Source organism: Pseudomonas maioricensis (assembly GCF_022790535.1).
Lineage (GTDB): Bacteria > Pseudomonadota > Gammaproteobacteria > Pseudomonadales > Pseudomonadaceae > Aquipseudomonas > Aquipseudomonas maioricensis.
Genome location: NZ_LOHG01000004.1, coordinates 302,998 through 329,194, shown reverse-complemented (window position 1 = coordinate 329,194; position 26,197 = coordinate 302,998). Strand labels below are relative to the sequence as shown.

At 56.3% G+C, this 26,197-nt stretch carries 20 protein-coding genes; 6 read left to right on the top strand and 14 right to left on the bottom strand.

Annotation, left to right across the window (positions count from 1 at the left end; genetic code table 11):
• Window positions 1-6: 6 nt before the first annotated feature.
• Window positions 7-981 carry a 2-hydroxyacid dehydrogenase gene (locus tag AUC61_RS08850; RefSeq protein WP_243245560.1) on the bottom strand — a complete coding sequence of 325 codons (975 nt, stop codon included), beginning with the start codon at window positions 979-981 and terminating at the stop codon, window positions 7-9.
• A gap of 355 nt (window positions 982-1,336) precedes the next feature.
• Window positions 1,337-2,284 (bottom strand): LysR family transcriptional regulator, encoded by a 948-nt coding sequence (locus AUC61_RS08845; RefSeq protein ID WP_122662158.1) that lies wholly within the window; start codon window positions 2,282-2,284, stop codon window positions 1,337-1,339.
• 182 nt (window positions 2,285-2,466) lie between these two features.
• Between AUC61_RS08845 and AUC61_RS08840 the strand changes: the two genes are divergently transcribed.
• The 4 genes from AUC61_RS08840 to AUC61_RS08825 all read left to right on the top strand — a co-directional run bounded on the left by AUC61_RS08840 (window position 2,467) and on the right by AUC61_RS08825 (window position 7,476).
• Window positions 2,467-3,975 carry an efflux transporter outer membrane subunit gene (locus AUC61_RS08840; protein WP_243245559.1) on the top strand — a complete coding sequence of 503 codons (1,509 nt, stop codon included), beginning with the start codon at window positions 2,467-2,469 and terminating at the stop codon, window positions 3,973-3,975.
• A gap of 244 nt (window positions 3,976-4,219) precedes the next feature.
• On the top strand, window positions 4,220-6,397 hold the full coding sequence (locus AUC61_RS08835) for an FUSC family protein (protein ID WP_243245668.1): 2,178 nt from the start codon (window positions 4,220-4,222) through the stop codon (window positions 6,395-6,397).
• A complete protein-coding gene (locus AUC61_RS08830; protein ID WP_243245558.1) occupies window positions 6,387-6,587 on the top strand; it encodes a DUF1656 domain-containing protein in 201 nt (66 codons plus the stop codon). The genes AUC61_RS08835 and AUC61_RS08830 overlap by 11 nt, the downstream gene beginning before the upstream one ends.
• Before the next feature lie 16 nt (window positions 6,588-6,603).
• Entirely contained in the window at window positions 6,604-7,476 is an 873-nt protein-coding gene (locus tag AUC61_RS08825) for an efflux RND transporter periplasmic adaptor subunit (RefSeq protein WP_243245557.1), read from the top strand.
• Window positions 7,477-7,651: 175 nt separating this feature from the next.
• Here the strand turns inward: AUC61_RS08825 and AUC61_RS08820 are convergent, their stop codons facing one another.
• Entirely contained in the window at window positions 7,652-9,712 is a 2,061-nt protein-coding gene (locus AUC61_RS08820) for a hypothetical protein (protein WP_243245556.1), read from the bottom strand.
• Window positions 9,713-10,200: 488 nt separating this feature from the next.
• Here AUC61_RS08820 and AUC61_RS08815 point away from each other — a divergent pair, with 488 nt between their 5' ends.
• Entirely contained in the window at window positions 10,201-10,413 is a 213-nt protein-coding gene (locus AUC61_RS08815; protein WP_243245555.1) for a DUF6124 family protein, read from the top strand.
• Window positions 10,414-10,739: 326 nt separating this feature from the next.
• Here AUC61_RS08815 and AUC61_RS08810 read toward each other — a convergent pair whose 3' ends face one another.
• Window positions 10,740-11,552, bottom strand: coding sequence for an SDR family oxidoreductase (locus AUC61_RS08810; RefSeq protein WP_243245554.1), 813 nt, complete (start codon window positions 11,550-11,552; stop codon window positions 10,740-10,742).
• 17 nt (window positions 11,553-11,569) lie between these two features.
• Window positions 11,570-12,034 carry a multidrug transporter gene (locus AUC61_RS08805; protein WP_243245553.1) on the bottom strand — a complete coding sequence of 155 codons (465 nt, stop codon included), beginning with the start codon at window positions 12,032-12,034 and terminating at the stop codon, window positions 11,570-11,572.
• A 347-nt stretch (window positions 12,035-12,381) separates the two neighbouring features.
• Here AUC61_RS08805 and AUC61_RS08800 point away from each other — a divergent pair, with 347 nt between their 5' ends.
• Complete coding sequence (locus AUC61_RS08800; RefSeq protein ID WP_243245552.1) at window positions 12,382-12,969, top strand: hypothetical protein; 588 nt, start codon at window positions 12,382-12,384, stop codon at window positions 12,967-12,969.
• A 31-nt stretch (window positions 12,970-13,000) separates the two neighbouring features.
• On the opposite strand, the gene AUC61_RS08795 is transcribed toward AUC61_RS08800, so the two are convergent.
• The 9 genes from AUC61_RS08795 to algG form a co-directional block, all read right to left on the bottom strand.
• Window positions 13,001-13,912 carry a hypothetical protein gene (locus tag AUC61_RS08795; RefSeq protein ID WP_243245551.1) on the bottom strand — a complete coding sequence of 304 codons (912 nt, stop codon included), beginning with the start codon at window positions 13,910-13,912 and terminating at the stop codon, window positions 13,001-13,003.
• Between the two features lie 507 nt (window positions 13,913-14,419).
• Entirely contained in the window at window positions 14,420-16,297 is a 1,878-nt protein-coding gene (locus AUC61_RS08790; RefSeq protein ID WP_243245550.1) for a hypothetical protein, read from the bottom strand.
• Window positions 16,298-16,757: 460 nt separating this feature from the next.
• Window positions 16,758-18,209, bottom strand: a complete 1,452-nt coding sequence (locus AUC61_RS08785) for a mannose-1-phosphate guanylyltransferase/mannose-6-phosphate isomerase (RefSeq protein ID WP_122666101.1) — start codon at window positions 18,207-18,209, stop codon at window positions 16,758-16,760.
• Between the two features lie 117 nt (window positions 18,210-18,326).
• Complete coding sequence (locus tag AUC61_RS08780; protein ID WP_243245549.1) at window positions 18,327-18,995, bottom strand: alginate O-acetyltransferase AlgF; 669 nt, start codon at window positions 18,993-18,995, stop codon at window positions 18,327-18,329.
• A gap of 14 nt (window positions 18,996-19,009) precedes the next feature.
• A complete protein-coding gene (locus AUC61_RS08775) occupies window positions 19,010-20,197 on the bottom strand; it encodes an alginate O-acetyltransferase (RefSeq protein WP_243245548.1) in 1,188 nt (395 codons plus the stop codon).
• Window positions 20,198-20,206: 9 nt separating this feature from the next.
• On the bottom strand, window positions 20,207-21,784 hold the full coding sequence (locus tag AUC61_RS08770) for an MBOAT family O-acyltransferase (RefSeq protein ID WP_243245547.1): 1,578 nt from the start codon (window positions 21,782-21,784) through the stop codon (window positions 20,207-20,209).
• Window positions 21,785-21,984: 200 nt separating this feature from the next.
• Window positions 21,985-23,106, bottom strand: a complete 1,122-nt coding sequence (locus AUC61_RS08765; protein WP_243245546.1) for a mannuronate-specific alginate lyase — start codon at window positions 23,104-23,106, stop codon at window positions 21,985-21,987.
• Between the two features lie 8 nt (window positions 23,107-23,114).
• Entirely contained in the window at window positions 23,115-24,554 is a 1,440-nt protein-coding gene (locus tag AUC61_RS08760) for an alginate O-acetyltransferase AlgX-related protein (RefSeq protein WP_243245545.1), read from the bottom strand.
• Between the two features lie 13 nt (window positions 24,555-24,567).
• Window positions 24,568-26,184, bottom strand: a complete 1,617-nt coding sequence (algG, locus tag AUC61_RS08755) for a mannuronan 5-epimerase AlgG (protein ID WP_243245544.1) — start codon at window positions 26,182-26,184, stop codon at window positions 24,568-24,570.
• Window positions 26,185-26,197: the final 13 nt, after the last annotated feature.

The window sequence follows — 26,197 nt, the reverse complement described above, 5'->3', positions numbered from 1 at the left end:
TAAACTTCAACCCTTCCACACCTGCGGGTTCACCAGGTTCTTCGGCTTCTCACCCAGCAACGCGGCGCGCAGGTTGGTGTAGGCAAGATCCGCCATGGCCTGTCGGGTTTCGGTAGTGGCCGAGCCGATGTGTGGCAGGGTTACGGCGTTTTTCAGGCTGAACAGCGGCGACTCGCTCAGTGGTTCTTTCTCGTAGACATCCAGCCCTGCACCGCGAATGGTGCCGTTCTGCAACGCTTCGATCAGCGCTGCTTCGTCGACGATAGGGCCACGGGCGATGTTGATCAGAATTGCGCTGGACTTCATCAAGCCCAGTTCACGGCTGCTGATCAGGTGCTTGGTCTTCTCGCTCAACGGCACCACCAGGCAGACGAAGTCCGACTCGGCAAGCAGTTGATCAAGGCTACGGAATTGCGCGCCCAGTTCCTGCTCCAGCTCGGTCTTGCGGCTGTTGCCGCTGTACAGGATCGGCATGTTGAAACCCAGACGACCACGGCGCGCAACCGCCGCGCCGATGTTGCCCATACCGACGATGCCCAGCGTCTTGCCGTGAACATCCGTCCCGAACTGCGCGGCTTCAACGCTGCGCTTCCACTGACCGGCCTTGGTCCAGGCGTCGAGTTCTGCAACGCGACGTGCGCTGCTCATGATCAGGGAAAAACCCAGGTCAGCGGTGCTTTCAGTCAGCACATCCGGAGTATTGGTGAGCATGATGCCGCGCTCGTTGAAGTAGCTGACGTCGTAGTTGTCGTAACCGACGGAAATGCTCGACACCACCTCCAGCTGAGTGGCCGCTGCCAGCTGTTCGCGCCCTAGCTGTCGACCTGCGCCGATCATGCCGTGGCACTTGGGCAGCGCGTCATTGAACTGTGCATTCAGATCGCCGAGCTTCGGGTCGGGCACGATCACGTTGAAATCCTGTTCCAGCCGTTCGGCCATTTCGGGGGATACACGGCTGAAGGCAAGTACGGTCTTTTTCATGGGGTAGCTACTCTCGCACGCTTTTTATAAAGGGTTACAGATGAGTAGCACGCTAACATTCCCGTCATCGAGCCGTAAACACCGGCTGTAGGAGCTGACGAGCAGCGCGAGGCTGCGATGGCGCTGTGTCAGATAAAACGCCATCGCAGCCTCGCGCTGCTCGTCAGCTCTCCTGAAAATAAAATAACTTACTGAAGTTAAATGCCTTTTCTGTAGGAGTGAGCTTGCTCGCGATAGCGTCAGGACAGACGGTAGTTTCTCAACCGATTTACCGTTATCGCGAGCAAGCTCACTCCTACAGGTTTAATGTTTGCTTCGCGACAGCGTGGTGTCGGGGACACTTTCATTTCAGGGATCAGGCGATGGAACGCATGGCATGGGTATGCAGGTCTGCCTCATGGGCGGCCAGAATGTCCGGCAGCGAACCGCGCAGGTATTCAACCCATGTCTTGATCTTCGCATCCAGATACTGGCGCGACGGGTAGATGGCGTACAGGTTTAGCTCCTGCGAGCGGTATTCGGGCAGGACCCGTACCAGCGTGCCATTGCGCAGGCCTTCGATGGCGGAATAGATCGGTAAAATCCCCACGCCCATGCCGCTGCTGATCGCTGTCTTCATCGCGTCTGCCGAGTTGACCAGAAATGGCGAGGTATGGATGGTGACCATTTCCTGACCTTCCGGGCCGTCGAACAGCCATTTCTCCAGCGGAAACACCGGGCTGACCAGTCGCAGGCATGCGTGGTTGAGCAGGTCTGTGGGCTTGAGCGGGATGCCAAAGCTTTTGACGTACTCCGGCGATGCACACGCGATGCTGTAAGTGATGCCCAGACGTTGCGAGACAAAACCCGAGTCCGGCAGCTCACTGGCAAGCACGATGGACACGTCATAGCCTTCTTCGAGCAGATCCGGCACGCGATTGGCCATGGTCAGGTCAAAAGACACGTCCGGATGATTGCGTCGGTAGCGGGCGATTGCATCGATCACATAGTGCTGACCGACACTGGACATCGAATGCACCTTGAGCTGACCGGCAGGCCGGGCATGAGCATCGCTGGCCTCGGCTTCAGCTTCTTCCACATACCCCAGAATCTGTTCGCACCGCAGGAGATAACGCTTGCCGGCTTCTGTGAGCGCGATTCGGCGTGTGGTGCGGTTGAGCAAACGGGTTTGCAGGTGTGCTTCGAGATTTGAGACGGCGCGCGAAACGTTGGCGGTAGTCGTGTCGAGCTGAACGGCAGCAGCCGTGAAACTTCCCGCTTGCGCCACACAACTGAACGCACGCATGTTTTGCAGGGTATCCATGGGCAGTTCTCTGGAGAGATGGCAAATTGTGACACGAAGTAACTGACCCGTGTCAGCATACCTAAGGATTATCTCCGTTTCTGTAACAAAGAATCGCACTTCTCCCGGCTTATCGGCGTTCGTGGCGGACCCTAGAATCGCGGCACCTGGGTCATTTTCACCTTACGTCGGGAAGTACCGTTGTGCGTCGCATCATCAGAAGGGCCGCGCCCTTCAGTGTCTGGGCTTTAACGTTAGTCATCAGCGGCTGCATCGGAACCGGCGGGATCGCACCACAAGGCAAGGCTTTGCCTGTCGACAGCCTGGCCACCGACGCTGCAATCCGCAGCGCTGACCGGGATGCGCACTGGCCAGCCGCTCAGTGGTGGCGTGCCTATAACGATCCGCAGCTCAATCGCTGGATTGATCTGGCCGCCGCCGGTGCGCCGAGCCTGGCCATGGCTGCGGCCAGGGTGCGGCAGGCCAAAGCCATGGCGGGCCTGGCTGAATCTGCTGAGTCGTTGCACATCAATGGCGAAGCGTCGCTCAAACGTCACGATTGGGCGACGGATCAGTTTTACGGCCCCGGCGCACTCGCCAATACCACCACCTGGGACAACAATGCGTCCCTCGGGTTGAGCTACTCACTGGATTTCTGGGGGCGTGAAAGCAACGCGACCGAACAGGCCCTTGACATGGCTCACATGAGCGCTGCTCAGGCCCGTCAGGCGCAGCTCGAATTGCAGGACAACATCGTGCGCGCCTACATTCAGCTGTCGCTCGATTACGCCCAGCGCGACATCGTTGAAGCCACGCTTGCGCAGCAGCAACAGATTCTCGATCTGGCGCAGCGTCGTTTGAAGGGCGGTATTGGTACCCACTTTGAAGTCAGTCAGGCTGAAACGCCGTTGCCGGAAACCCATCGGCAAATCGACGCGCTGGATGAAGCCATTGCCCTGAGTCGCAATCAACTGGCCGCGCTTGCGGGCAAAGGCCCGGGGGAGGGCGCTAACCTCCATCGCCCGACGCTGTCCCTCACAATGGCCCTGAAATTACCTTCGGCTTTACCTGCGCAATTGCTCGGTCAGCGTCCGGACGTAGTGGCCAGCCGCTGGGCGGTCGCGGCTCAAGCGCGAGGCATTGATGTGGCGCATGCGGATTTTTATCCGAACTTCGATCTGGTCGGCAATCTGGGTTATATGGCCACTGGCGGCGGCATGCTGGAATTTCTGGCGGGTAAGAAATTCAACTACAGCGCAGGTCCTGCGGTGAGTTTGCCGATCTTCGATGGCGGGCGTTTGCGTTCGCAACTGGGGGACGCATCGGCGGGTTATGACATGGCGGTCGCACAGTACAACCAGACGCTGATAACCGCCCTCAAGAGCATTTCCGATCAGTTGATTCGCCGTGAATCCATGGACAAGCAACAGGTGTTTGTCAGTGAGTCAGTGGCCTCGGCGCAGAAGACTTACGACATCGCGATGATCGCTTATCAGCGTGGCCTGACGGATTACCTCAACGTGCTCAACGCTCAAACCTTGTTGTTTCATCAGCAGCAGATTCAACAGCAAGTCCAGGCCGCCCGTCTCACGGCTCATGCGGAACTGCTCGTGGCGTTGGGCGGTGGTCTGGGTGCGGGCAGCGATACCCCGGCCGAAGACAAAACCCAGGCGCCGAAAACTCCGGCCACGCTGGCGGTGTTTGACCGTTGAATATCTCCTGTCGGAACGCGGTCCCCCGTGGGAGCGAATTCATTCGCGATGGGTCCAGTACATCCAGCAGAGATCTATCGCCTGAAATACCGCCTTCCCGGATAAATCCGGTCCCACAAGTGCTACGTCCGGCTCATATGACGTGCAGCCGATATGCTCTCTGTAGGAGCTGCCGAAGGCTGCGAAGCGTTTTTTCAGGCATACCGCAATCGCAGCCTTCGGCAGCTCCTACAAGGTACGTGACATCTTGAACCGAATCACCCAACTCCCATGGCGCCGGGAATTCAATAGTTGGGCGCGTAGCGACGGGGTGACCTGGATCTACATCTTCAAGGTCCTGATCGCAGCCTTCCTCACTTACTGGCTGGCCCTGCGTCTGGAGTTGCCGCAGCCGCGCACGGCAATGATTACGGTGTTCATCGTCATGCAGCCGCAGAGCGGCCATGTGTTTGCCAAGAGTTTTTATCGCCTGCTCGGCACCCTGGCTGGCTCAACGGTAATGGTCGTGCTGATGGCGCTGTTCGCACAAAACTCCGAACTGTTCCTCGGCAGCCTCGCGCTGTGGGTGGGCTTCTGTTCGGCAGGCGCTGCACGTTATCGCAACTTTCGCGCCTACGGTTTTGTGTTGGCTGGCTACACCGCTGCGATGGTCGGCCTGCCTGCCTTGGCGCACCCGGAAGGCTCGTTCATGGCGGCGGTGTGGCGCGTGCTGGAAATCAGCCTCGGCATCGTTTGCTCCACTGCCGTCACCGCCGCGATCCTGCCGCAAAGCTCTGGCGCAGCGATGCGTAACGCTCTGTATTCCCGCTTCGGCATATTCGCGCGTTTCGTCGCCGATGGCCTGCGTGGTGTTAACCCTCGGGATGCATTTGAAACCGGCAACGTGCGTTTCGTCGCCGAGGCGATTGGCCTGGAAGGGCTGCGCAGCGTGACTATCTTTGAAGACCCGCACATGCGCCGTCGCAACGGACGGCTTAACCGCCTGAACAGCGAGTTCATGGCTATCACCACGCGCTTCAACGCCTTGCATCAGCTACTCGAACGCGTGCGGGGTGATGGCGTCAGCAGGGTGCTCATTACTGCACAACCGGGCCTCGCAGCCTTGGCCGAATTGCTCGACGGTTTCGCCAATCGTTTTCTGACCCCAGAGGATGCCGCGCAACTGGTTCAGCAACTGGAAGCCTTCAAGGCTGGTTTGCCGGAGCGGGTGCGCGCCCAGCGTACGGCCCTTGAGGACATACAGCCCAGCGACGCCGAACTGCTGGATTTTCACACCGCTTATGAGTTGCTGTACCGCCTGGTCAGCGACATGCACGACTATGCACAGACCCACGCCTCACTGGCCGATCACAAACACATCCGGGAAAAGTGGGAAGAAGAGTTCCTGCCCAAAACCAGCTGGATGACGGCAGCTGCGGCAGGTATTCGCGCAACGTTCATTCTGGCGATCATGAGTGTGTATTGGGTGGCGACCGCGTGGCCCAGCGGCGCGACCATGATCCTCGTGTCGGCCGCCACAGTCGCGTTATCGTCCACTACCAACAACCCGCGCCGCATGTCGTTCCAGATGGCCTGCGGCACTTTGCTCGGGGCCGTGCTGGGCTTCATCGAAACCTTTTTCATCTTCCCGAATATCGACGGTTTCCCGTTGCTCTGCCTGTTCCTGGCTCCGGTGTTCATGCTCGGCGCATTCTTGGGTTCGCGGCCGCAGTGGTCAGGTTACGGATTGGGATTGTTGATCTTCTTCGGCATTGGCTCGGTGCCGGATAATCTGACGATCTACAACCCCTACACCTTCATCAACGACTACATCGCCATGGTCATCGGCATGCTGCTGTGTGCCGCCGCGGGCGCGATCATCCTGCCGCCTAACGCCCGCTGGATGTGGCGACAGCTGGAAGGCGATTTGCGTCGCCAGGTGGTGTTCGCCATCAGCGCGCCGCTGAATCGTCTGGGTTCCAGTTTCGAGAGCCAGACCCGCGACCTGATGCATCAAGCTTACGGGCTGGCAGCGGGCAAACCGCTGGTGCAGCGTGAGTTGTTGCACTGGATGTTCGTGGTGCTGGAAATCGGTCACGCGATTATCGAGCTGCGTCGCGAGCAGGACACCCTCCCGGTCCATCCGGCTTACGCGTCATGGCAATCCTGGCGGGTGGCGATCCGGGTGATGGGGCGCGCATTGATCCGTTTGTTTATCCAGCCGGATCACAGCAACTGGCAGCGCGCACTGGCAGCCGTCGATCACGCGATCAATCGTGTGCAGAGCAGCGACGAACCCTTCGCTCCGCACTTCGATACCTCAGTGCTGCGCCGGGTGAAGAGTTACTTGCACTTCATTCGCTCGTCACTACTGGACCCCCAATCTCCGTTGGCCGCGCATTCCCTTGAAGGGCAGCGGCGAGGACTGCTCCATGCCGCGTGAAATTGCTTTTCATGGCTTGTACATGCCAAGCGTCACGGTTTTGTTTTTGATTGCAGTGGTGCTCGCCTGGGCGCTGGACCGGCTGCTGGCGGGCTTTGATCTGTATCGGTTTTTCTGGCACCCGGCGTTGCTGCGTCTGAGCCTGTTTACCTGCATTTTCGGCGCCATGGCGCTGACTGTTTACCGTTGATTCTTGAGTAGCCCTGATGAAAAAACTCTTCAGTCTTATCGCCACGTTGCTGGTCCTGGCTCTTGCCATCTGGATTGGCCGCACCTTGTGGGTCAACTACATGGATACGCCCTGGACCCGCGATGGCCGGGTGCGCGCCGATATCATCAACGTCGCCGCCGATGTCAGCGGCACGGTGGTTGATGTGCCGGTGCGTGATAATCAGCAGGTGAAAAAAGGCGATCTGCTGATGCAGATTGATCCCGAGCATTACGAGGTGGCCGTCAAGCAGGCGCAGGCACTGGTAGCGTCACGCAAGGCCACCTGGGAGATGCGCAAGGTCAACGCCAAGCGCCGTGCCGACATGGACAACCTGGTGATCTCCACCGAAAGCCGTGACGACGCGAGCAACATCGCGGTGTCCGCTCAGGCCGATTATCAGCTGGCATTGGCCGGGCTTGAAGCTGCCGAACTGAACCTGCGCCGCACGCGGGTGCTGGCAGCGGTGGACGGCTATGTCACCAACCTGAATGTGCATCGCGGCGACTACGCGCGCATTGGCGAAGCGAAGATGGCCGTTGTCGACATGAACTCGTTCTGGGTTTATGGCTTCTTTGAAGAAACCAAGTTGCCGCATATCCGCGTCGGTGACCCTGCGGACATGCAGCTCATGAGCGGTCAGTTGCTCAAAGGTCACGTGGAAAGCATCGCTCGCGGCATCTACGACCGTGACAATCCGGAGAGTCGTGAACTGATCGCCGACGTCAACCCGACCTTCAACTGGGTGCGCCTGGCGCAACGCGTGCCGGTCCGTATCCATCTGGATGAAGTGCCCAGCGACGTGCTGCTGTCGGCGGGGACGACGTGTACGGTGATTGTGAATCCAGAGGCTGGGCGTTCCGACGGTTAACGATGACTCGGTTCAAGGCTGCACACCGAGTCGTCTGCATCGCGAGCAAGCTCAGCTCCCACAGATCTGGACCGCTTAGGTTCTGTGGGAGCAGAGCTTGCTCGCGATAGGTAACCCCGATCTATCTGGCAGATCATCTAACCCTGACGGTGCTCGACCTTGTCTGCGATGAGCTTCAGGAGAACAATCGCAGAGTCGCCTCAATCCCCAGCCTTGCCTCGTCAGCCGCTGTTTTCTGAATCGCACGGCTGAAGGTGCGTTTGGTCAGCTCTCGCTCAAGTCGCGCCTGGTTGATCCCCGCTGTCCTGCGCAGCCCGTCGAGGTTGGCAATGAAAACACCATCCTTGTCGTAGGCACCGACAATCGCGGAGGGCGGTATGTCGGTTGCGTAGTTAATCTCAACCGGAGCCAGATTCAAGCGTGGGGATTGCGGGTAGCGTGCAGCAAAGTCATTGGCATAAAGGTGATAACCGTCGAGCTTGCGCGCGTCGATCAGGTAAGTGTGACCCCCTTTGGCACCGCCATAGGTGAAGGCTCCCACGTGATCCTTGTCATAGAACACCGATGTTGAAATGCCTCTGCCATCCGGGTCCAGAGCGTCGTGGCCGCCACCAAATCCACCGCGTACGCCGGTCGCCTGATGGATGTCTTTTTGTAGATCGGCGGCCGGTGTTCGTAACTTGAAACCCTTCTTGAAGATAACCTCGGGGGCGCGGGAGTCGCCGCGAAAAACAAAACCGCGATACACCGTGATGTCGTACTGCTCAATGAGTTGCTGCGAAAAGTGTCCGTGATTTTCCACCCATAGCTGCGTGGTTTGTGGGCCTTTTTTAAAGTCAGCGTTCAGTTTCAATTCCAGCGTGCGCATTCTTGCCGAATGTTTCGAGCGCTCCAGGGCATCGATCAAAGAGGACGTCGCCGAAGGTGACAGTTTTTTTGCGTTGAGAACGACGCTGAGCTTGTGCGCAAGCTGGGTTCTGGCCAGCGCTGAAAGCCCTTTGCCGACAACTTTCAGCACCAGAGGGGCGATGACCTCCGCGAGTGCCCCAATGATGGCCGCGCGGTACAAATCAGCCGCCACTTCGGGTAGGTCTTCCAGTTCAGCCCTCACTGCATCGGTGGCTGCAGAAGCGACCCCCAGCAGGAAAGCCGCGATCAGCCTGAGCGGCACCAGGCTGACACTGACCGGCAGCGTGATACCCAGCGACAGGCCCGCCAGAAGATAGCCGCTGAACTCGAGGGCCGAGTCAGTGAGACGCTCTGCATCCGTTGAAACCAGCGTATCGATATCGGACAGCAAGCGTTGATAACTCAGGTCAAACAGGGCGTTGGCGATGTCGGGGCTTGCATGGAAGGTGATGGGAGCAACCCAGTAATACTTGGTCTCGAACCTGCGGACATATTTGACCTGGTCATTGCCGGGCTTGAGTCTCTGATACAGGGGGATGCGCGCTAATACCTTGTTGCGCAATGCGGCGTGTTTTTCGATCAGCGTTCGAAATTGATCAAAATCACGTGGTATCTCGTAGACCGATCGTTGCTGCGGTTCATTGCCAAGAAATACCAGTAAACCTTCTATTGTCTGGTCTTCAAAGTATTCAGGCGTTGGCAGAAACACAGCCCGTTCCAGCTTCACTCGCGACGTCCCCTCAAACTGCACAAGCCAGGGTTCGATCCAGCCGCTCAAGTAATCATTGGCGAGTGCAATCAGGGTCGTGGTTGAGGCTCTGTGCTCCAGATAACGACGGATGATGTTATCCAGTTCGTGTCGGGTGAGTAGCAGGGAAAGTTCTTTGACGTTAGGGCGATTGAAGTGCGCCTCGACCTCACTGATATAGCGCTCCTGCAGGTTCACCGTATCGAACAGCTCGCGCAATTCGGGCGCGAACGAAGGGGGCCAGCGGATGCGCAGTCTGGTGGCATCTTTTAGATCGTGGCGAAAAAAGTCGGTGACTATCTGGTGAAGCTCAAACGTGGCGATCTTGGGACGGGGAGGGCTGACACCGATGAGTCCGCTGTGGCGATCGTCTGTGTATTCGACATTGATCTTCATGTTGCTGGTGATCAGCGCCTTGTGCGGCTCGTGCATCGTGGAGCGCTTTACTGCTGTCCGAATGAAATCATCGATAAAAGCAAAGGGTGAAAGCAATCGGGGTTGTGAGACCGCGTCGATCAACTCGGCGAGATCATTGGCCAGATAGTCGATGTCGGCGGGGACTGTGACTGTAGTGCTCATTTGTCATTCCTTGACAGGCCGTGCGCAGTGCATCCATTGCTCTGCTTCGCGTCAGCCAAATATAGAATGCTGGTGAATACTTGTTTGTAGGACCTTTCTGCGTTGTTGCGAGGTAAACGGGCAAATCCGGATCCCACATGAAATCGCGCCGTTTTTGTAACTTCAGCTAACCAAATAACTCCGTCCTACACCCCATTCCTGCGGCGTTTTCCCTTTCTTCTGAGTGAAGTTTCCGAGAAAATCCCGAGCCCTTGCGCAGGGTGATTTCGGGCACTAGGCTGCGTCCGTCGTTGAGTATCAGCGATCGGGTTTAGCAGCCTGTCTGACTTGAATTCCAGTGCAATTACCGTCTATGGCGGCTTTGTGCGGGGCACCTTCGGGTGCGCCGGTTTATTGGATTGGGTCGCCGGTCTGCTAACCCGTATCAAAGTCGCCACCTTTGCTTGTTTAGCAGCGATCATTCGGTGGCCTAGCAGAGGCCTAATCAGATGATCAAAGTAACGCCAGATCCACCCCAACCCACGCTGGAAGAATCCCTGCTGCACGTCAGCGACCTGCTGCGTTGCGCAGCCGCCACAGCCTACGAAACCGGCGACAGCCTCAACGGCCCGAAACGCGATCTAGCCTTTTCGGTGGTGCACCTGATCGGCATGGCCAAGACTGAACTCGAACGCTCACTGGCGCGGGTTGAGTCCAGGTAACGCAACGGAATCTGTTGGCAGATTCCAGGTTTGCCCGCGACTTGTTCTGCCTGACGGCGGGTTTTCTGTGGGAGCGGAGCTTGCTCGCGATGAACGATGACACGGACTGTCAGAACTACCGCAGCGCCTTAATCGCGGGCAAGTCGGAATGCCGCCGACTCGCTCCCACTGGTCCTGCGCAATGCGCGATGACGTAGGACCGGCGTTAGCCGGGAAGACTGTCGTTATGACAGCATAATTTTGGTGGCTGTACTGGCCTCTTCCCGGTTAAAGCCGGTCCCACGTCGCGCCAATATTCGGGATCGCATTTCAATCCGGAAATGCGATTAGAGCTTCTTATCCAGCCCAAACCGCTGGCGCAGTTTCTTATCCAGCAACCCTTTGGGCAGCAGCCAATTCATCAACGGCAACACCCTTGAGCCATTGCCCGAGCGCAACAAGCGTGGCGCTTCGGCCTGTTGCACGGCGCGCAGCACATCACGAGCAAAATCGGTGGCGGGAGTCGGGTTGTCTTGTGACGCCTTGGCTCGCGCTCGAATCCCTTCACGCAGCGGCCACCACGGCGATTGCTCGTTGATCAGCAATTCAGCTTCATGGCTGGCGTTCTTCGCAAAACGGGTGTCGATGGCGCCTGGCTGAACTTCCAGCACCTGAATCGAGAAGGGCGCCAGCTCCAGACGCAACGCTTCACTCAGGGCATGCACTGCCGCCTTGGACGCGCAATACGCTCCGGCAAATGGCGTGACCAATATGCCGGACACGCTGCCTATGTTCACCACCAGACCCTTGCTGGACCGAAGCGCCGGAAAGAACGCACGGGTCACGCCCACGATCGAAAACACGTTGGTTTCAAACTGGCGCTGCATTGCATCGACGCCGCCATCGAGCAGCGGCCCCATGGCACCGTATCCGGCGTTGTTGATCAACACATCCAGCCCTTCGAACCGTGCCGCCAATTGCTCCAGCGCAGCACCGTCATTGACGTCCAGCTGCACACCCGTGAAACCCGCTGCATTAAGCGCAGACACGTCTTCAGGCTTGCGTGCCGTGGCCCAGACTTCATAACCCGCACCTTTGAACGCATCAGCCAGTGCGCGGCCAATGCCGCTGGAGCAGCCGGTGATCAAGACGTTGGGCATTGTTGTGTTCCTTTGGGTTAATCCGAAAAACTGCCTTGTAAATGCTCGGCCCGAAACTCCAGCGTCTGCGGGCGATAGCCTTGGCGCAGGGGAGGGAGCGGCAAGCAATCCTGCCATTGGCTGCCCGCCTGTAAATCGCCGGGGCCTTGATAGCGCGGGCCTGCATAGGCGTCGTCAGTCAGGTTGACGGTATCGCCAGGCGCATACGCGGCCACACGCCAACGCAGTTCTCGCAGCGGAACGTCGTTGGTGTTGTCTATCAGCACCAGCAGCGGCTTGCCGACAGGGCATTGGTCCGGCGCGTAATTCATACGCAGGCCCAGATGCTCCAGACGGCGGGTCTCCTGACTGTCTTGCCAGATGACCACCATCGCCACAACGCCCAGGCCAGCGGCAGCCGCGAGGGAGACAGGCAAGGCCTTGGCCGGATACCGCAGCAGCAAAATCAGCCAGGTGATGATAAGCAATGCGCCGAACAGCATGAGTCGCGCCTCGTGAACAGATGAGTACGCATCGTACCGAAAGCGGGGTGGGGTGTGCTAATGCTGGTGAGGGATGCACTCCCATTGAGGTTAAAGATCAACACTAGATATGCCCATCTGTGAGCGTATACGGCGTCGAAGGTGATCCCTCGGGGCTTTTTGGCAAAAATAATGGTTAACGTTATGGGGGCGTAGATAAGTGCCGCTAACTTCCGGGGGACGATTAGAGAGGTAACTTGTAGTCTGAGTCTTACAAGCTTACGGGATTTCTCAGTCAAGGTACTCAGGTCAGCTAATTCATGGGGCTGCCGTTACAACTCTCATGTAACCCGGCAGGAGAGACCGCCATGAATCTGACTTTCATCATCGATCAAAATCATTCGTATAGACGCGCAATTGAAATTGCCTATGAGAAAGCTAAGAGCAATGGGGGGGTGGATGAGATAACCGCGCGGGAGTGCGAGTTTGTGCTCAGTCAGCCAGAGCCCGATTATGTTTATGACGAAGTAAGATTTGCTAATACGCTGCGCTTGCATGAGGGTTGTGTATGCCCCTGCGCAGCACTGAACCCTTGGGATGCTTATGAGCACTCAAAAATAGATGCCCGCAGGCGCGCCGTCGAGTGCGTTGCAACTCAAATGGATAGTATTTGGTTAGACGTCAAAAAAACGGCTGTTGGGGTCGATCCTGAATTACTAAACGAACTAAGTTTCTCAATTGATGAAACGGGCACCATTAGGCCAGTCAGCATATTACGCCCAATCGATGCGAAGGCTGAAAAACAGCTTTTTGAATTGCTTAATGAGCATTCAGAATTCAAGAAAGCGGCAGAAGACTATGTCTGGATGTTGGCGGGTTTAGTAGGGCGTACGATAGAGGGATTGTCAGGCGATTATGCTCGGCATTTTACCCACTCTTGTTTGCGAGAAGGCTAACTACATGAGAAATGCAGTTAGCCTTAACGCATTAACCGCTGATGTTCATCGAGCAAATTTGTGTGATGGATACGGGGCTGATGCCAGTAAATGGGTTGCCCCGGACAGAAACCTGCCAGTGGCCGGTATTATAAGTGGCGCGCCATTTTGTTTTGAAGTCATAGACCCCGGTAAAAGGGGTTGTCACGTGGCGCCCACTGCAGGCCGGAAAGCTCACGTATTCCACGATGCCTCCCGTGACGGTGACGCGTCGAGAGTTAACCTCGTTAGAAAGATTTTGGTCATCGGCTCTTATGACAAAATCGACTGTAGCCCCTTCTAGAAGCTGACCCGTTGAGTCCCTGATATTCGTCGCCCACATAATTTTCTCTCTGAACGTTGAAGTCATGAAATAGGTTCCAGTCTTCGGGCCTTCTGTTTCAATCCTGATATTGTGGGCGTAGGGGGCTGAGCCGAAATCAATGTTGAAGTACTTATCTGATTGAAAGGTCACCCCGGCCGGATGGGAAATTCTGAGCTGAACCTTCTGACCGAGGGTGAGTGGGGGAGTGATGATTGGTTTTAACGTAGGTAAAGGTTGCCAACTGTCTGCAAGGTTATATTCGATTGTAAAGTAAGCCCCGTTTTTTCCTTGCAGGACATCGTTGATCATTACTTTCTGTCCACGCACCGCAGTAAAGTTGTAATATTTAACATCACCAGCGCTCTCCAATTTACCAAAGACATTATTGATCTTGTCCGGCAGGTCGATGATTTGAACATCGGTGTTCTCGGGAGGTGTTTCTGTCTGATCTTGACTGCTGTTCATTTCCGGTGTGTTAGCTTGCTGGCTGGTGTCTGGGTCACAGGCCGGTATCGCTAAAGCTGTTGAACCATATAATCCACTCAATGCCAGGAAAAGTGATGTGGCAAGCAGTATTTTTTTAAAGGTGCAGTTGTTCATTGAAATCCCTTTTATATGTATTTTTTTTGCACGGCTTTAAGTGCCTGGCGATACGCCAGGCATACATTCGCGCTGTGAGTTGGTTTGGTTAACTAATGAAATGACGTAATCACTGATCGCGGTTCGAGGTCAATCCTGAAGATGTAAGCAGAAGTGAATTTGTCGCACTCTTTGATAACGTGCGTAAAGCACGGACAAGCAAACAACATAAATTCTTACTTGTTGCGTTTCTTTATCCTGCAGCGAGCGAACACAGGGTTGGATTTGCTGATGGTGCGCATGAATGAAGACCTGCATTCGTCCGCAGACCGTGCGCATGAGCACTCTTACCTGCGATGTACAGTTTCACTATTGTGCCGCAAGAAAGCGCGCCGCCACGGACACAGAGGCCGCGCCGACAGACACGGTACCAAGGTCCGTGAAAAAGCCTGAGCGTTCCGCTGCGCGCGCAAGCCTGGAAAGAGCTGTCTCTGTAGGAGGCAGCCCAGTTGAAGGTGTGGGCCGGGTTCACGAAGGAGGATAGTTGTACACGTAATTGGTTTTTTCCGAGAGATTACCCGCGGCGTCAACAGCCCGTACGTGGAAACGCCCGTAGCCATCCATCGTGCGCCTAAAGCGAAGGTCGGGTGTTTCCTCGATCTCCGTCCACCAGCGGTAAACTTTGTACTTCACCGCAGCAGGCACCCAGTCCCAGTCCAAAACTATCGGCTGGGAGTTGTTAAGTGCTATCCGTAACTGCCTTGGCGGGATGAGTTCAGGCGGCGGATCAGTCTCCCTGGTGATTTTTTCCCAGACTCCGGACTGTGCATGAAATACGAAATACTCCGAAAAGCCGCTAGCGATGCGGATATCTTGCCCATTGACCATATTTGAGCCCACCAGTATCGCGACTAAGGTTGCGCTGGATGATATTTCGACGATGCTCGAGTCTGGAGCCATGGCCGCGAGCTGGATGCGCTCTGACCAGTATCCATCGGCGAGTTGATAATGAATGAGCTTTTCGTGAGCACGCGGCGCCGGGATGGCGGGGTTGTTCTGTTCTGCCATGTAGGTGGGTGCAAGAATGCGGTGCCTCAAGGTTCCGTTGATCGCTGTTAATGAAAGGATATCTCCTGTGTGAAGTGGCATTGAATCGAACGGAAAGTCAGTTCGCGTGGTATCTACTTCGGTGGAGTAAGTGGCCGTATTTTTGATCAGTATGGTCGCGTGGCTGGATATATAGGGAGGTAGATGAATTACTTTTGTCCAGTGGCCGTTATAGGAGAGTGCAATCATCGCACGGTTACCACCGGGTAACGTGAAACTTTCGCTCTGTGTTATATGAATCGTTATGATTGGCCTCAGTCTTAGCGCCTTCTGAACATTGGCATGAATGCAGTTATCGATCAGCCTCTGCCTCAATGACCAGTCGGTATTGATAATGAAAAAGTTCTGAATGTAGGAGGTTCGATTGTCTGAGTAGAACCACTGCCTCACTTTGTCGGAGAAGTCATCCGGGGTAAAAACTACCTTGTTATATTTTGCGCATTGAATGGCTCGAAGTTCGTCGTGAGGCTTCTCCTCTTGAGCGACGCGATCCATAAACGCTTTGAGCTCATCGGTGGAAGGCGTGTTCTGGCCCATCCAGCGCTGATTCACACCGGGCCAGAAAAGGGGGTCTCTCTGGCCGTCGCCATAGGCGATAACGATGGCCGGATTGTTATATTCCCAGATCTCGTGGATGGTCAGCTCACTCATCCACGGAGGAATCAGAATATCGTTTAGCCGTGACTTGATGAGTTGGTGCAACTCAAGGTGTGCGGCGACAGTGAAGTTGTTGAACCGGTGGAAGTTCAGGACAATGATTTCCTGTTTGGGGTTGCCTGCACCCGGTGTATGCGTCCGAAACCGCAAAACCTCCCCCAGAATATCCCCGTCTACAGTGCGTTGCGAAACCAGACTGTGAAAAATCTGAAATCGGTCGGGGCTGCCTGCCGGGACGCCTGAGAAGAATTGCACTCGCAGGTCAAGCACCCTGATTCCGGTCATGATTTGTTTGTAGGGCGATACATCCTGGCATGTTTCAAAACTGTTGCTGTAGGGCGCTTCCTTATCAAAGCCTGAGTTATGAGTCCCAGGCAATATCGCGTCCGCAATTCGCAAATACCTGGCCCCATTGTAGGAAGACATCCAACTGCTGCGATACTGGTTATTGAATGGGGTGCAGACGCCTCCTGAAGTACCGCCGCCCGGGCAGCCTGAATCAATTGAGCCTTCGTCATCACTGTCGCCAGGGACGGGAGGATACTGCTCTTTAGTGGTAAAGCCTGGCGTTGAATCGCCGTCATCTGTAGTCGAGGATAACGACGCTTGTTCAGGCGAAGCAGGGCGATCATCGGTGCTCATTTCCAGTACCTCTTATCCATAAAAGGGTTTCGTGGATATCAAGCGCCAAGTCACCGAGCATTGTCACTGTCATAATTGACAGTGACAATCTGCGGAGCATCCTAACGAAAGTTGCCGCCCGCTCTAAGTCGGGCTTCTGCGCATTGCTTATCGCCAACGCTGATAGGCGTAGTTGCGAAATGGTCCAAGAGGCTTGCTGGGCTTGGAACCGGCTTTAGCCGGGAACAGGTTATTTCTGGCGATGAGAATGCAGTGACCGTACAGGTCTCTTCCCGGCTGAAGCCGGTTCCACGTCGTGAACTTCATCTTGCAGACGAGCATAGAGTCCTCCACAGAGTCAGGCGCTATCTCGACCCAAAAACGCAGGCCAAAAAAAACCTCAACAACCTACTGCGGATGGGGATACGCAAAAGGTTGTTGAGGTGTACTGCTCGTTGCCGATTGCAGTTAAAACAGCAGATTAACGTGCAATGGTTTGTGTCTTGACGCCGGCTTCCAGTTGAGCAGAGCGACCGTAAACGTCTTCGTAACGTTCGATGTCGTCTTCACCCAGGTAGCTGCCGGATTGAACTTCGATGATTTCCAACGGGATCTTGCCTGGGTTTTTCAGGCGGTGAACCGAGGCAATCGGGATGTAGGTCGACTGGTTTTCGGTGAGCAGGAACACGTTCTCGTCGCAGGTGACCTGTGCGGTGCCCGATACCACGATCCAGTGTTCGGCGCGGTGGTGGTGCATCTGCAGGGACAGGCTGGCACCCGGTTTTACCGAAATGCGCTTGACCTGGAAGCGGCCGCCCATGTCGACGGAGTCGTAGGAACCCCATGGACGATAGACTTCAAGGTGGTTCTGAGTCTCGCTGCGGCCTTGCTCATTGAGCGTGTTGACCATCTGCTTGACGCCCTGAACCTTGTCCTTGTGAGCAATCATCATGGCGTCTTTGGTTTCGACCACTACGATGTTGTCCAGACCGATCACCGACACCAGTTTGCCGTTGCCGTGGATCATGCAGTTGCGGCTGTCCTGGATAACCACGTCGCCTTTGGTGACGTTGCCGTTGCTGTCTTTTTCCTGCACAGCCCACAGCGACGACCAGCAGCCAACATCGTTCCAGCCAGCGCTCAATGGCACGACGCAAGCGCGTTGGGTTTTTTCCATCACGGCGTAGTCGATGGAGTTGTCCGGGCAGCAGGCGAAAGTGGCTTCATCGATGTCGATGGTGTCGCCTTCGTGCTTGCTGCGCTCCAGGGTCATCATGCAAGTGTCGTAGATGTCCGGATCGTGCTTTTTCAGTTCTTCCAGGAAGCGGCTGGCGCGGAACAGGAACATGCCGCTGTTCCAGTAGTAACCACCGGCTTCAACGAACTCGGTCGCGCGCTGTTCGTCAGGCTTTTCTACGAAGTGCGATACGCGGCTTACGCCTTCCGGCAGCAGGGCATCGGCAGTGGATTTGATGTAGCCATAACCGGTTTCCGGCTTGGTGGCCGGTACGCCGAACAGCACCATCTCGCCACGCTCGGCCGCCACTGTAGCCAGGGCCAGCGCGCGTTGCAGGGCTTTCTGATCTTCGATCACGTGGTCAGCAGGCATGACCAGCATCAGCTCGTCGTTGCCTTCGCTGAGCAACAGCATGGCGGTGATCGCCACTGCCGGTGCAGTGTTGCGGCCGAAGGGTTCCATGATGACTGCCTGGGTTTCGAGACCCAGTGCGTTGAGCTGCTCGTTTACGATGAAACGGTGCTCTTTGTTGCAGACCACAATCGGGTCTTGCATGCCTTCGAACTTCAAGCGCTCGAGGGTTTGCTGGAAGAGGGTGTGGTTCCCGGTCAGAGCCAGAAACTGTTTTGGGAATTGCTTACGCGAAAGCGGCCAGAGTCGTGAACCGCTACCGCCTGACAAGATCACTGGAATCATTTTGTTTCTCCAAGAGCATTTCGAAATAGGGCTGTACGTCGGTCTGTCGTTTCAGTCTTGTTTTTGTTCCGCGTCGGTCGGCCCGGTGATACATCGGGCCGACCAACTAATCCGTAATTAGCGAGTAGCTACCGGTGGTTTTACCCACACCGGGGACAGGCCACTGCCGCTACCGGTGATGTACAGCACGGCGGCTTCGCCACGCTCCAGGGCAACCGGTTTCAGGTCAGTGATTTTCTTGTCGCCGTCGTACAGCGCCAGGCTGACTTTGACCGGGTTGATTTCACGCTCGCCGGTGCCTTTGGCGGCAACGGTTTTGACCACTTCGGTCTTGCCGTCAGCGGTCTTCAAGGTCAGTGCCTTGTCGCTGAGGTTCTGTACGCGGACCAGCGACTTCTGCTTGTTTTTGAACGGTGGTTCATCAACCAGTTGTGGCTTGCCGCTGGCGTTGTTGACCAGGGTGTAATACTTGTCGCTGGCCAGCTTCACCGGCACGCTCTGGCTGCCCAGTTTTGCGGTGTAATCGCCTTGTGGCATGAAGCTGAAAGCGGTGCTGCCTTGTGGCGCAACTTCGTTCATGTTGGTGTTGCCAACCGAAGCGCTGATCTCGGAACTGCTGGCGTTATAGACACGCACGAAGGTCGAGCCTTTTGGTGCGGTGGGGCCGTACAGCGCGGAGTCACCGGCGAAGGCTTGCAGTGTGAAGAGGCTGATACCGGCAGCCAGTGCGCAGGTCTTCAGCAGGCTTTTTTTGGCAGTACGAATGTTCGAATTCTGTAAGGTCATTTTGGGTAGTCCTCTCAGTTTTGAGCCTGGTTTGGCAAGTCGGAAGATTTGACGTTCTGAACGACGTTTTGTTGCGTTTTAATCGCGTCAGGAGCAGCTTTTTTTAGCTGTGCAATCCACTGCTGATCAAAGTCCGCAAGGTCGTTGTGAACGGGCAGATAACGCTCCGGGAATTCCCAGATCAATACTTGTGGCGGGCTGTTTTTGAAAGCGTCGGTTTGCAGATATTTGAGCATCGGCAGGATCGGGCCATGGCCGTCTTCCGCGTAGTTCACAACATCACTGTGCAGTGCCTCTTTAAGCGCACCGACGAAGTTCCAGTTCGGGTTCGCGCTGTAGCTGGTCCCCACCAGCCCGACGGCTACATCACTGTCCGCGAACAGCGCATCGTCGCCTTCAGTCTCGGCTGCTACCGGATCAGTGCTGCGTTGTTGCAGTTGATCCGGTTGCGGCAACAGGTTGCTGAACAACGGGTCCAGGGGCAGGAAGTTGGTCAGGTCGCCTTTATATGGCGCGGTTTCCTTGGCCTGGGTGACGAACTTTTCAGGTTCGCCGCTCAAGGGCGTCTGCTGTGCGATGACTGCGCCCAACTGCTGCGCGACAACTTCGGCACCCATTGGCGTCCAGTGAGTATCGGTACGCAGGAAGACCTGGCCGTGTTGCTTGGCGCCTTGCAGCGGTGCCAGCAAATCAGGCGCGACCAGACCGGCTTGCGCAGCTTGTGCGTGGAACTGTTGATACAGATCGGTGTGCAACGTGGCGGGTTTGTTGTCGCCAATGTGCTCCGGATACAAGCGGGTTTTGGCAGGGACAATCGCCAGCACCAGCTGTGTGCCTTTGGCTTTCAGTTCGTCACGTACGCCCTGGATGATTGCCAGGTTTTCCGCTTCGTTCTTGTCACCGTTGGCAATGGCATCGAACTCTTCGTCAGTGAACAGCCACTGGTCTTTGCCGAGCACTACGCCGGGACGACCTTCGTTGAACAGTTTGTAATCCAGCGCTGCCCAGAGGTTGGTGCCCAGGCGCTTGATCGGAAACTCTTCGTCGTAGTGCGTTTCGGCAGCCTTGGTCCACTTACCGTTAAGCACGGTGGTTTCCGGCGTCGTCGAGAAGCTGGCAAAGCTGCGCAGCGACCAGATGCCGAGGATCAGCAGGATGGCCAGGAACACGGCGATGTAGAGGATGCGTAATGAGCGGGTCATGGCGGGTCCTCAGAATTGGAAGTAAAGGAACGGCGAGAAGCTTTGCGCCGACAGTTTGAGAATCGAAGCAATGAACAGCAGCAGGATCAGTGCGCGCATTGCGTAACGTGGCCAGTCGGCAACCCAGTAAGCAGGCTGCACTTGAGCTTCAGTGCCGACGGTGTAGCCCGGCAGATGAATGCTTTCTGGTTTGTCACCCGGCACCGCTTTGATCATGCCTGGCTGTGCAGTGGCAGGGCCGTCGGCCTGTACGCCAAGATCAGGTGTGTTTTTGCTGGTCGCTTTTTCAGCAGGACGGTTGGTGTAGAAATCACGCAGACCGAAGAAGGCCAGAGTTGCGTAAGCCACGACCATCGTCGCCACTTGCAGACCGGTGAGGCTGGCCTGGTTTAGCTCGGAAAGTTTGAAGTCACCGAAGCTGAACATCGCGCCATACATACGGCCGGCAACGTGCAGGTTTTCAGCGCGGAAGATCACCCAGCCGGTTACCACGATCAGGAAAGTCAGGGCCCAGCGCATTACGTTGAAAGTACGTGGTGCGGTGTTGAGGCCGATGGCTTTTTCGATCGCCAGCCAGATACCGTGCCATGCACCCCAGATCACGTAAGTGATGTTGGCGCCGTGCCACAGACCACCCAGCAGCATGGTCAGGAACAGGTTGCGATAGGTCGCGAACTTGCCGCCACGGTTACCGCCCAGAGTGATGTACAGGTAGTCACGCAGCCAGGTGGAAAGGCTGATGTGCCAGCGACGCCAGAACTCGGTGATCGACTGGCTGATGTACGGCTGTTTGAAGTTCTCCATGAAGCGGAAACCCATCATCAAGCCCAGACCAATCGCCATGTCGCTGTAACCGGAGAAGTCGAAGTACAGCTGCGCGGTATAGGCCAGCGCACCCAGCCAGGCATCGCCGGTAGTCGGGTTTTGCAGGGCAAAGCAGTGGTCGGCGACAACGGCGAGGGTGTCGGCGATGAACACTTTCTTGATGAAGCCCTGCATGAAGCGGGTGCAGCCTTCAGAGAACTTGTCCAGGGTGTGGGTGCGGTTGTTGAACTGGTCGGCCAGGTCACGGAAACGCAGCACGGGGCCTGCAATCAAGTGCGGGAAGATGGCTACAAACGCTGCAAAGTCGATCAGGTTGCGTGTGGCGGGTGTATCTCCGCGGTACACGTCGATGATGTAGCTGATGGACTCGAAGACGTAGAACGAGATACCGATCGGCAGCAACACGTGGGTCAGGATGAAGGGTTCCAGACCGACCGACGTCATCATTGCGTTGATGCTGTCGACGCCGAAGTTGGCGTACTTGAAGTAGCCCAGGATACCGAGGTCAACCACCACGCCCAGCAACAGCCAGCGTTGTGCCGGTTTGGTGCGAACGCCTGCCGCACCTACTTGCAGGCCGATCCAGTAGTTCCACACCGTTACGCCGATGAACAGCGCGAGGAAGTCCACACGCCACCAGGCATAGAACACATAACTGGCAATCAGCAGCAGCAGATTGCGATAGCGTTGCCCGCTCAAGTAATACAAGCCGAGGAAGATCGGCAAAAACAGGAACAGGAACACGTTGGATGAGAACACCATCCTGATATCTCCGTTTATCCATCAGTCAAGGGCCCAAAGCCCCCCCAAACCCCCCATAAAAATATGGAGGTTGACGCGTTACCTGTAGGAGCTGCCGAAGGCTGCGATAAGGTCGGAACGACCTTCATGCAATTGCCAGGTCAGCGGCTGCTTCGCAGCCGATCGCAGCCTGCGGCAGCTCCTACAGTTTCGTTGGTGTATCAGCCGCCTTTGTCACCCTTCTCATGCTCAGGGTCGTAGACCTTGGTCAGGTCACCGCCCAGGCGGAAGGTTTTGAAAGGTTGTTTTTCATGCTTGTCTTCGAGCACTTCCGGGCTGCAGGTGTAGAGCGCGCAGTACGGTTCGAGCCAGGCAAATTTCGGATCTTTCTTGAGGTCCGTCATGTCCTGTTTTTCGCCGTTTTTAGCAGCGAAGGCTTCCGGGTCTTTCACGCCAGAGAGCACGCGATCGGCCAGACGTTTCAGGGCACCATTGTTTTCCGGACGCAGATCTACACCGTTGGCCTGCGCAAAGCTGGCGATCATCGCCAGTGGCGGCAACGCGTAGTTGTGGTAGGAGAGGGCACGCTGACGACGCTTCATCTCGTTAGGCAGATAACCTTCCGAGTCGACCTGGTTGGCGGCGACTTTGAATTCTTTGATCGCCCAGTCGAAGAGGTCCTGACGGTTAGTGGCGACGGCAGTTGCCATCACCGACCATGCAGCCCAGTACGAGTGGTTGTTGATTTTTTCCAGCGGCAGGTTGCTCCAGTCGCTGATCACCTGGTCAGCCAGTTTGCTGAACCAGGCCTCAATGATTTGCGCTTCACCCTGACGGTTGGCCAATGGATGCGAATCGGAGAACTTCAAGCGCAGGTAAGCGGAGGACATGCTGCCCAGCGCCCATTTGCGCATCGATTTGCCGGTGTGGTTGAAGTCCTTGGACTCCAGCGCATCGGCCTTGGCCCATGTAGTCAGCATGTTCAGCGCGCAGTCGAGCTGTTCCGGACGACCATCACGCATGTACTGCATCACGACTTTGCTGACGCCACGCTCAAGGGTGGTGATGTCTTTGGTCGCGCTGCGAAAGGCTTCTTCGGATTGTTCATTCAAGGTCGCACGCGCCTTGTCTGAACCTTCGTATTTGCTGCGAAACACCAGCTTGTCGGTGTAAGGCTTGGGAATGGCTTCGCAACTGAAGTTGTGGTCGCCGGTTTTCATTTTTTCGATAGGAGCGTCGTAGCCCTTGGGCGGCACGAGGTTCGCGGCGCTTGCGGCCCCCGCTGTGCCGGCCATGATGGCCAGCGACAGAAGGGTAGGTAACATCAGTTTCGGAGTGTGCATAGGTAGCCTCATAACCCGGCTTGCGCGGTTTGCTGCGCAGTGGCTGGGAACACGTTGCGTTTGCATACTTTCGCTTCGACTTTCTGGGGTGCAGTGCCCGCTTCCGGGCCCTGGATTTCCAGTGCGAGCAGTTGCTGGTCAGCCCAGTCTTCATCTGTTCGCAGTTCGAAGGAGAAGCGCCCGTCTGTATCGGATGTTTCCGGTTTTTCGATTTTCAGATCTTCGTGACGACCGTTCATGTACCAGAGCCTGGCTTGCAGGACCTTCACCGAAGTATCGGCGTAACGGATGTCGATCTGGTTGCTGCCGTTGCGGATGTTTTTGATGCCGTTTTTGCCGTTGACCAGTACTTCGTTGGTGCCGGTCTTCAGCGTGGTGCTGGCACTCATCACTGCAGGTTTGCCTTCGCAGCCGTTATCGAGCAGCGACATCATTTGGCGGTAGATGGTCTCCTGGTCCAGGCGGTACAGCGGCGAGAATTCCCAGATCAGGATTTTTGGTGGACGTTTCTGGAAATCTTCACTGCCCAGGTACTGCAACATCGAACCTTCCAGACCACCGCCGGGGAAGGCGACGTTCAGGATGTCGGCACCGATGTACTCCTGCAGGAAGCCGGCGAAGTTGTAGTTCTTGCCACTGTGACTAGTACCGACCAGGGTGATTTCCGGGTTGCCGGAATCACCGAACAGGTCGCCGTCACCAGCCTCGCCTTTAGGCTCGGTGGTGAACTGGTCCATGTACTGGATGGCGTAGGTGTTGCCACACAATTGCGCTGCCATGTTGTGCAGCGTACCGGTTTTGCCCATGCGTCCCGAAACGTGGCTTTCAAACTCACGCTTCGGAATGTCGGCGTAACCCGGAACCTTTTTCACGGTTTCAGCCACGATTTTTGCCGTGCGCTGTGCGCCATATGGCGTCCAGTGCTGGTCGCCGCGGAAGTAGAAATCGTGCGCCTGTTGCTCGTTGGTCAGTGGCGACAGGTCTGGAACCCAGTAGCCCATTTTGTCGAAGCGACCGAGCATGGCTTTGTAATTGGTCAGCGCTTTTTCGTAGTCGAACTTGTCGCGCTCAGCCGGGAACAGTTTGTTGCGATCTACCAGGCCACGGGTTGGCTGGTAAACCACAACCAGTTCAACGCCTTTGCTCTTGAACGCATCGTGCAATTGCTGCATACGACGATAGCCTTCAGGCGTGGTGTTGAACTCGGTACGCAGGTCTTCCTGGGTACGGAACAGCCAGTCACCCTCAGCCTGTACCAGCGTTGTAAAGTTCTGCTGGTAGCGCGTGGTGTAGTTTCTGGCGTCATGCGCAGCCGGGCACAGCTGGCAGCATGGCTCGGCCGTGAAGTTAGGCGCCTGCACTTCGTCTGCTCGCGCGCCGCTGCTGATTGCGATCAGGGCTGCGGTCAGGCCGGACAGGCTGAGTGACTTGATCAAGTGTGCGTGCATATAAAATACCTTCTCAGTCCTGAAGTTCTTTCTGGCTTTCGACCGGGTCAATCAGCACGGCTTTCTGCTGGCGCACGAGCAGGTCGAGAATCTCGTCCTGACGATCACCCAGAATGCCGTTGAAGCTGATGCCGCTGGTCTTGCTCGGAGCCAGCATCGCCACACGGTAGAGTTCGATACTCAAAGGCGAATCGATCGACAGCGGGCCGGAGCTGTTGCCGGTCAATTCACCACCTACGACGATCAACGAGACCTTGGTGTCGAACGGGTCAAGGGCGATGTCGCGGTCGGTGTCACTCAGGTCCTTGATGTGCCCGTAGACACCCAGCAGGCCGTTGGCCATAGCGATGTTTTCGTAGAGCTTGATGTTCACACTGTTACGGACGCGAATACCGTGACGACGGTTGGCAATGACCTTGTTACCCCACAGCAGGTTGTCGCCGCTTTCGTACAGGGTGATGCCGTCGGTGTGGTTCTTGTAGATCTCGTTGTAAGCCACGATGTTGTTGACGCTGTTACGGTCCAGAACAAGGCCGGACAACTTGTTGTCGTGGCTCTTGTTGTTGAAGATGAAGCTGTCGTTCACCTCACGGGAAATAATGATCCCGTGCTTTTTCTTGGTGCCGTAGACGTTGTTCTCGGCAATGATCAGACCGTGGGAACGGTCATGCGGGTCAATGCCGTAAACGATGTTGTCGCGGTAGGTGCTGCCTTTGACAACGAAGTCTTTGGTTTCATAGCAGTAGAAGCCGTACCACATGTCCGAGAACTCCGAGCCGACGATCCAGCCGGTCGGATCAGGCTTGTTCATCTGCTTGACCATGTTGGGCGTGTACTGAGAAATACTCACACCGTAGGACTTGCTCTGGTCGTAGCCCAGGCTCGCCATCTTGGTGTTGATGATGTAGGTCTCGGAACCACCCCACGACAGCAGGAACGGACGGAATTCATCAGGCTTGCGGAAGGTCGCCAGGCTGTTGGTCTTCTCGCGCCAGCCGTTGAGCTGGGTATCGCTCATGAACAGCTTGCCTTCGTTGACCAGAAACGAACCCTTCTCTTGGGACAGGCGCAGCTCGTGCGCTTTCTTGTCGACGTCGAAGGTCGCGTCAGCCTTGACCAGGATCGGCAGGCGGGCAAGGTAAACGCCCGGCAATACTTCGCTCAGGTATTGCTTGGGGACCTTTTTGGCCAGGTCCTGAATATTCACGTAGCCGCCTTCGATGACGATCGCTTGCGGGATGCCTTGTTGACGGGCAACCCATTCAGCCATCTTGTTGTCACCGCCGACGAACTCCTTCAGGCCGACTTCTTCCATGATCCGGGTGATGCGAACCTTGCCAGGCTTGCTGCGCACGATTTTCTTCGCGGCGGCTTCGGCGGTGTAGCCGGAGATGTCCGGCAACACAGGTTTGTCCATCGCCAGCGTCTCAACCGGAGGGCTGCTGATGGTATAGCTCTTGGCTTCTTGCAGTTCTTTGACCATGCCAGGGCTGGTCGCCGGGACCGGGTTGACCGGCACAGTGGCGGCCATGGCGGAGCTGGCGAGCAACAGCGCGCCGCTCAGCACTGCGCTTTCGAGCAGTGCATGTGGCCATGCGCGGTTGCGCAGACTGCTTGCTTGACTGTTCATCTCATCGCACTCC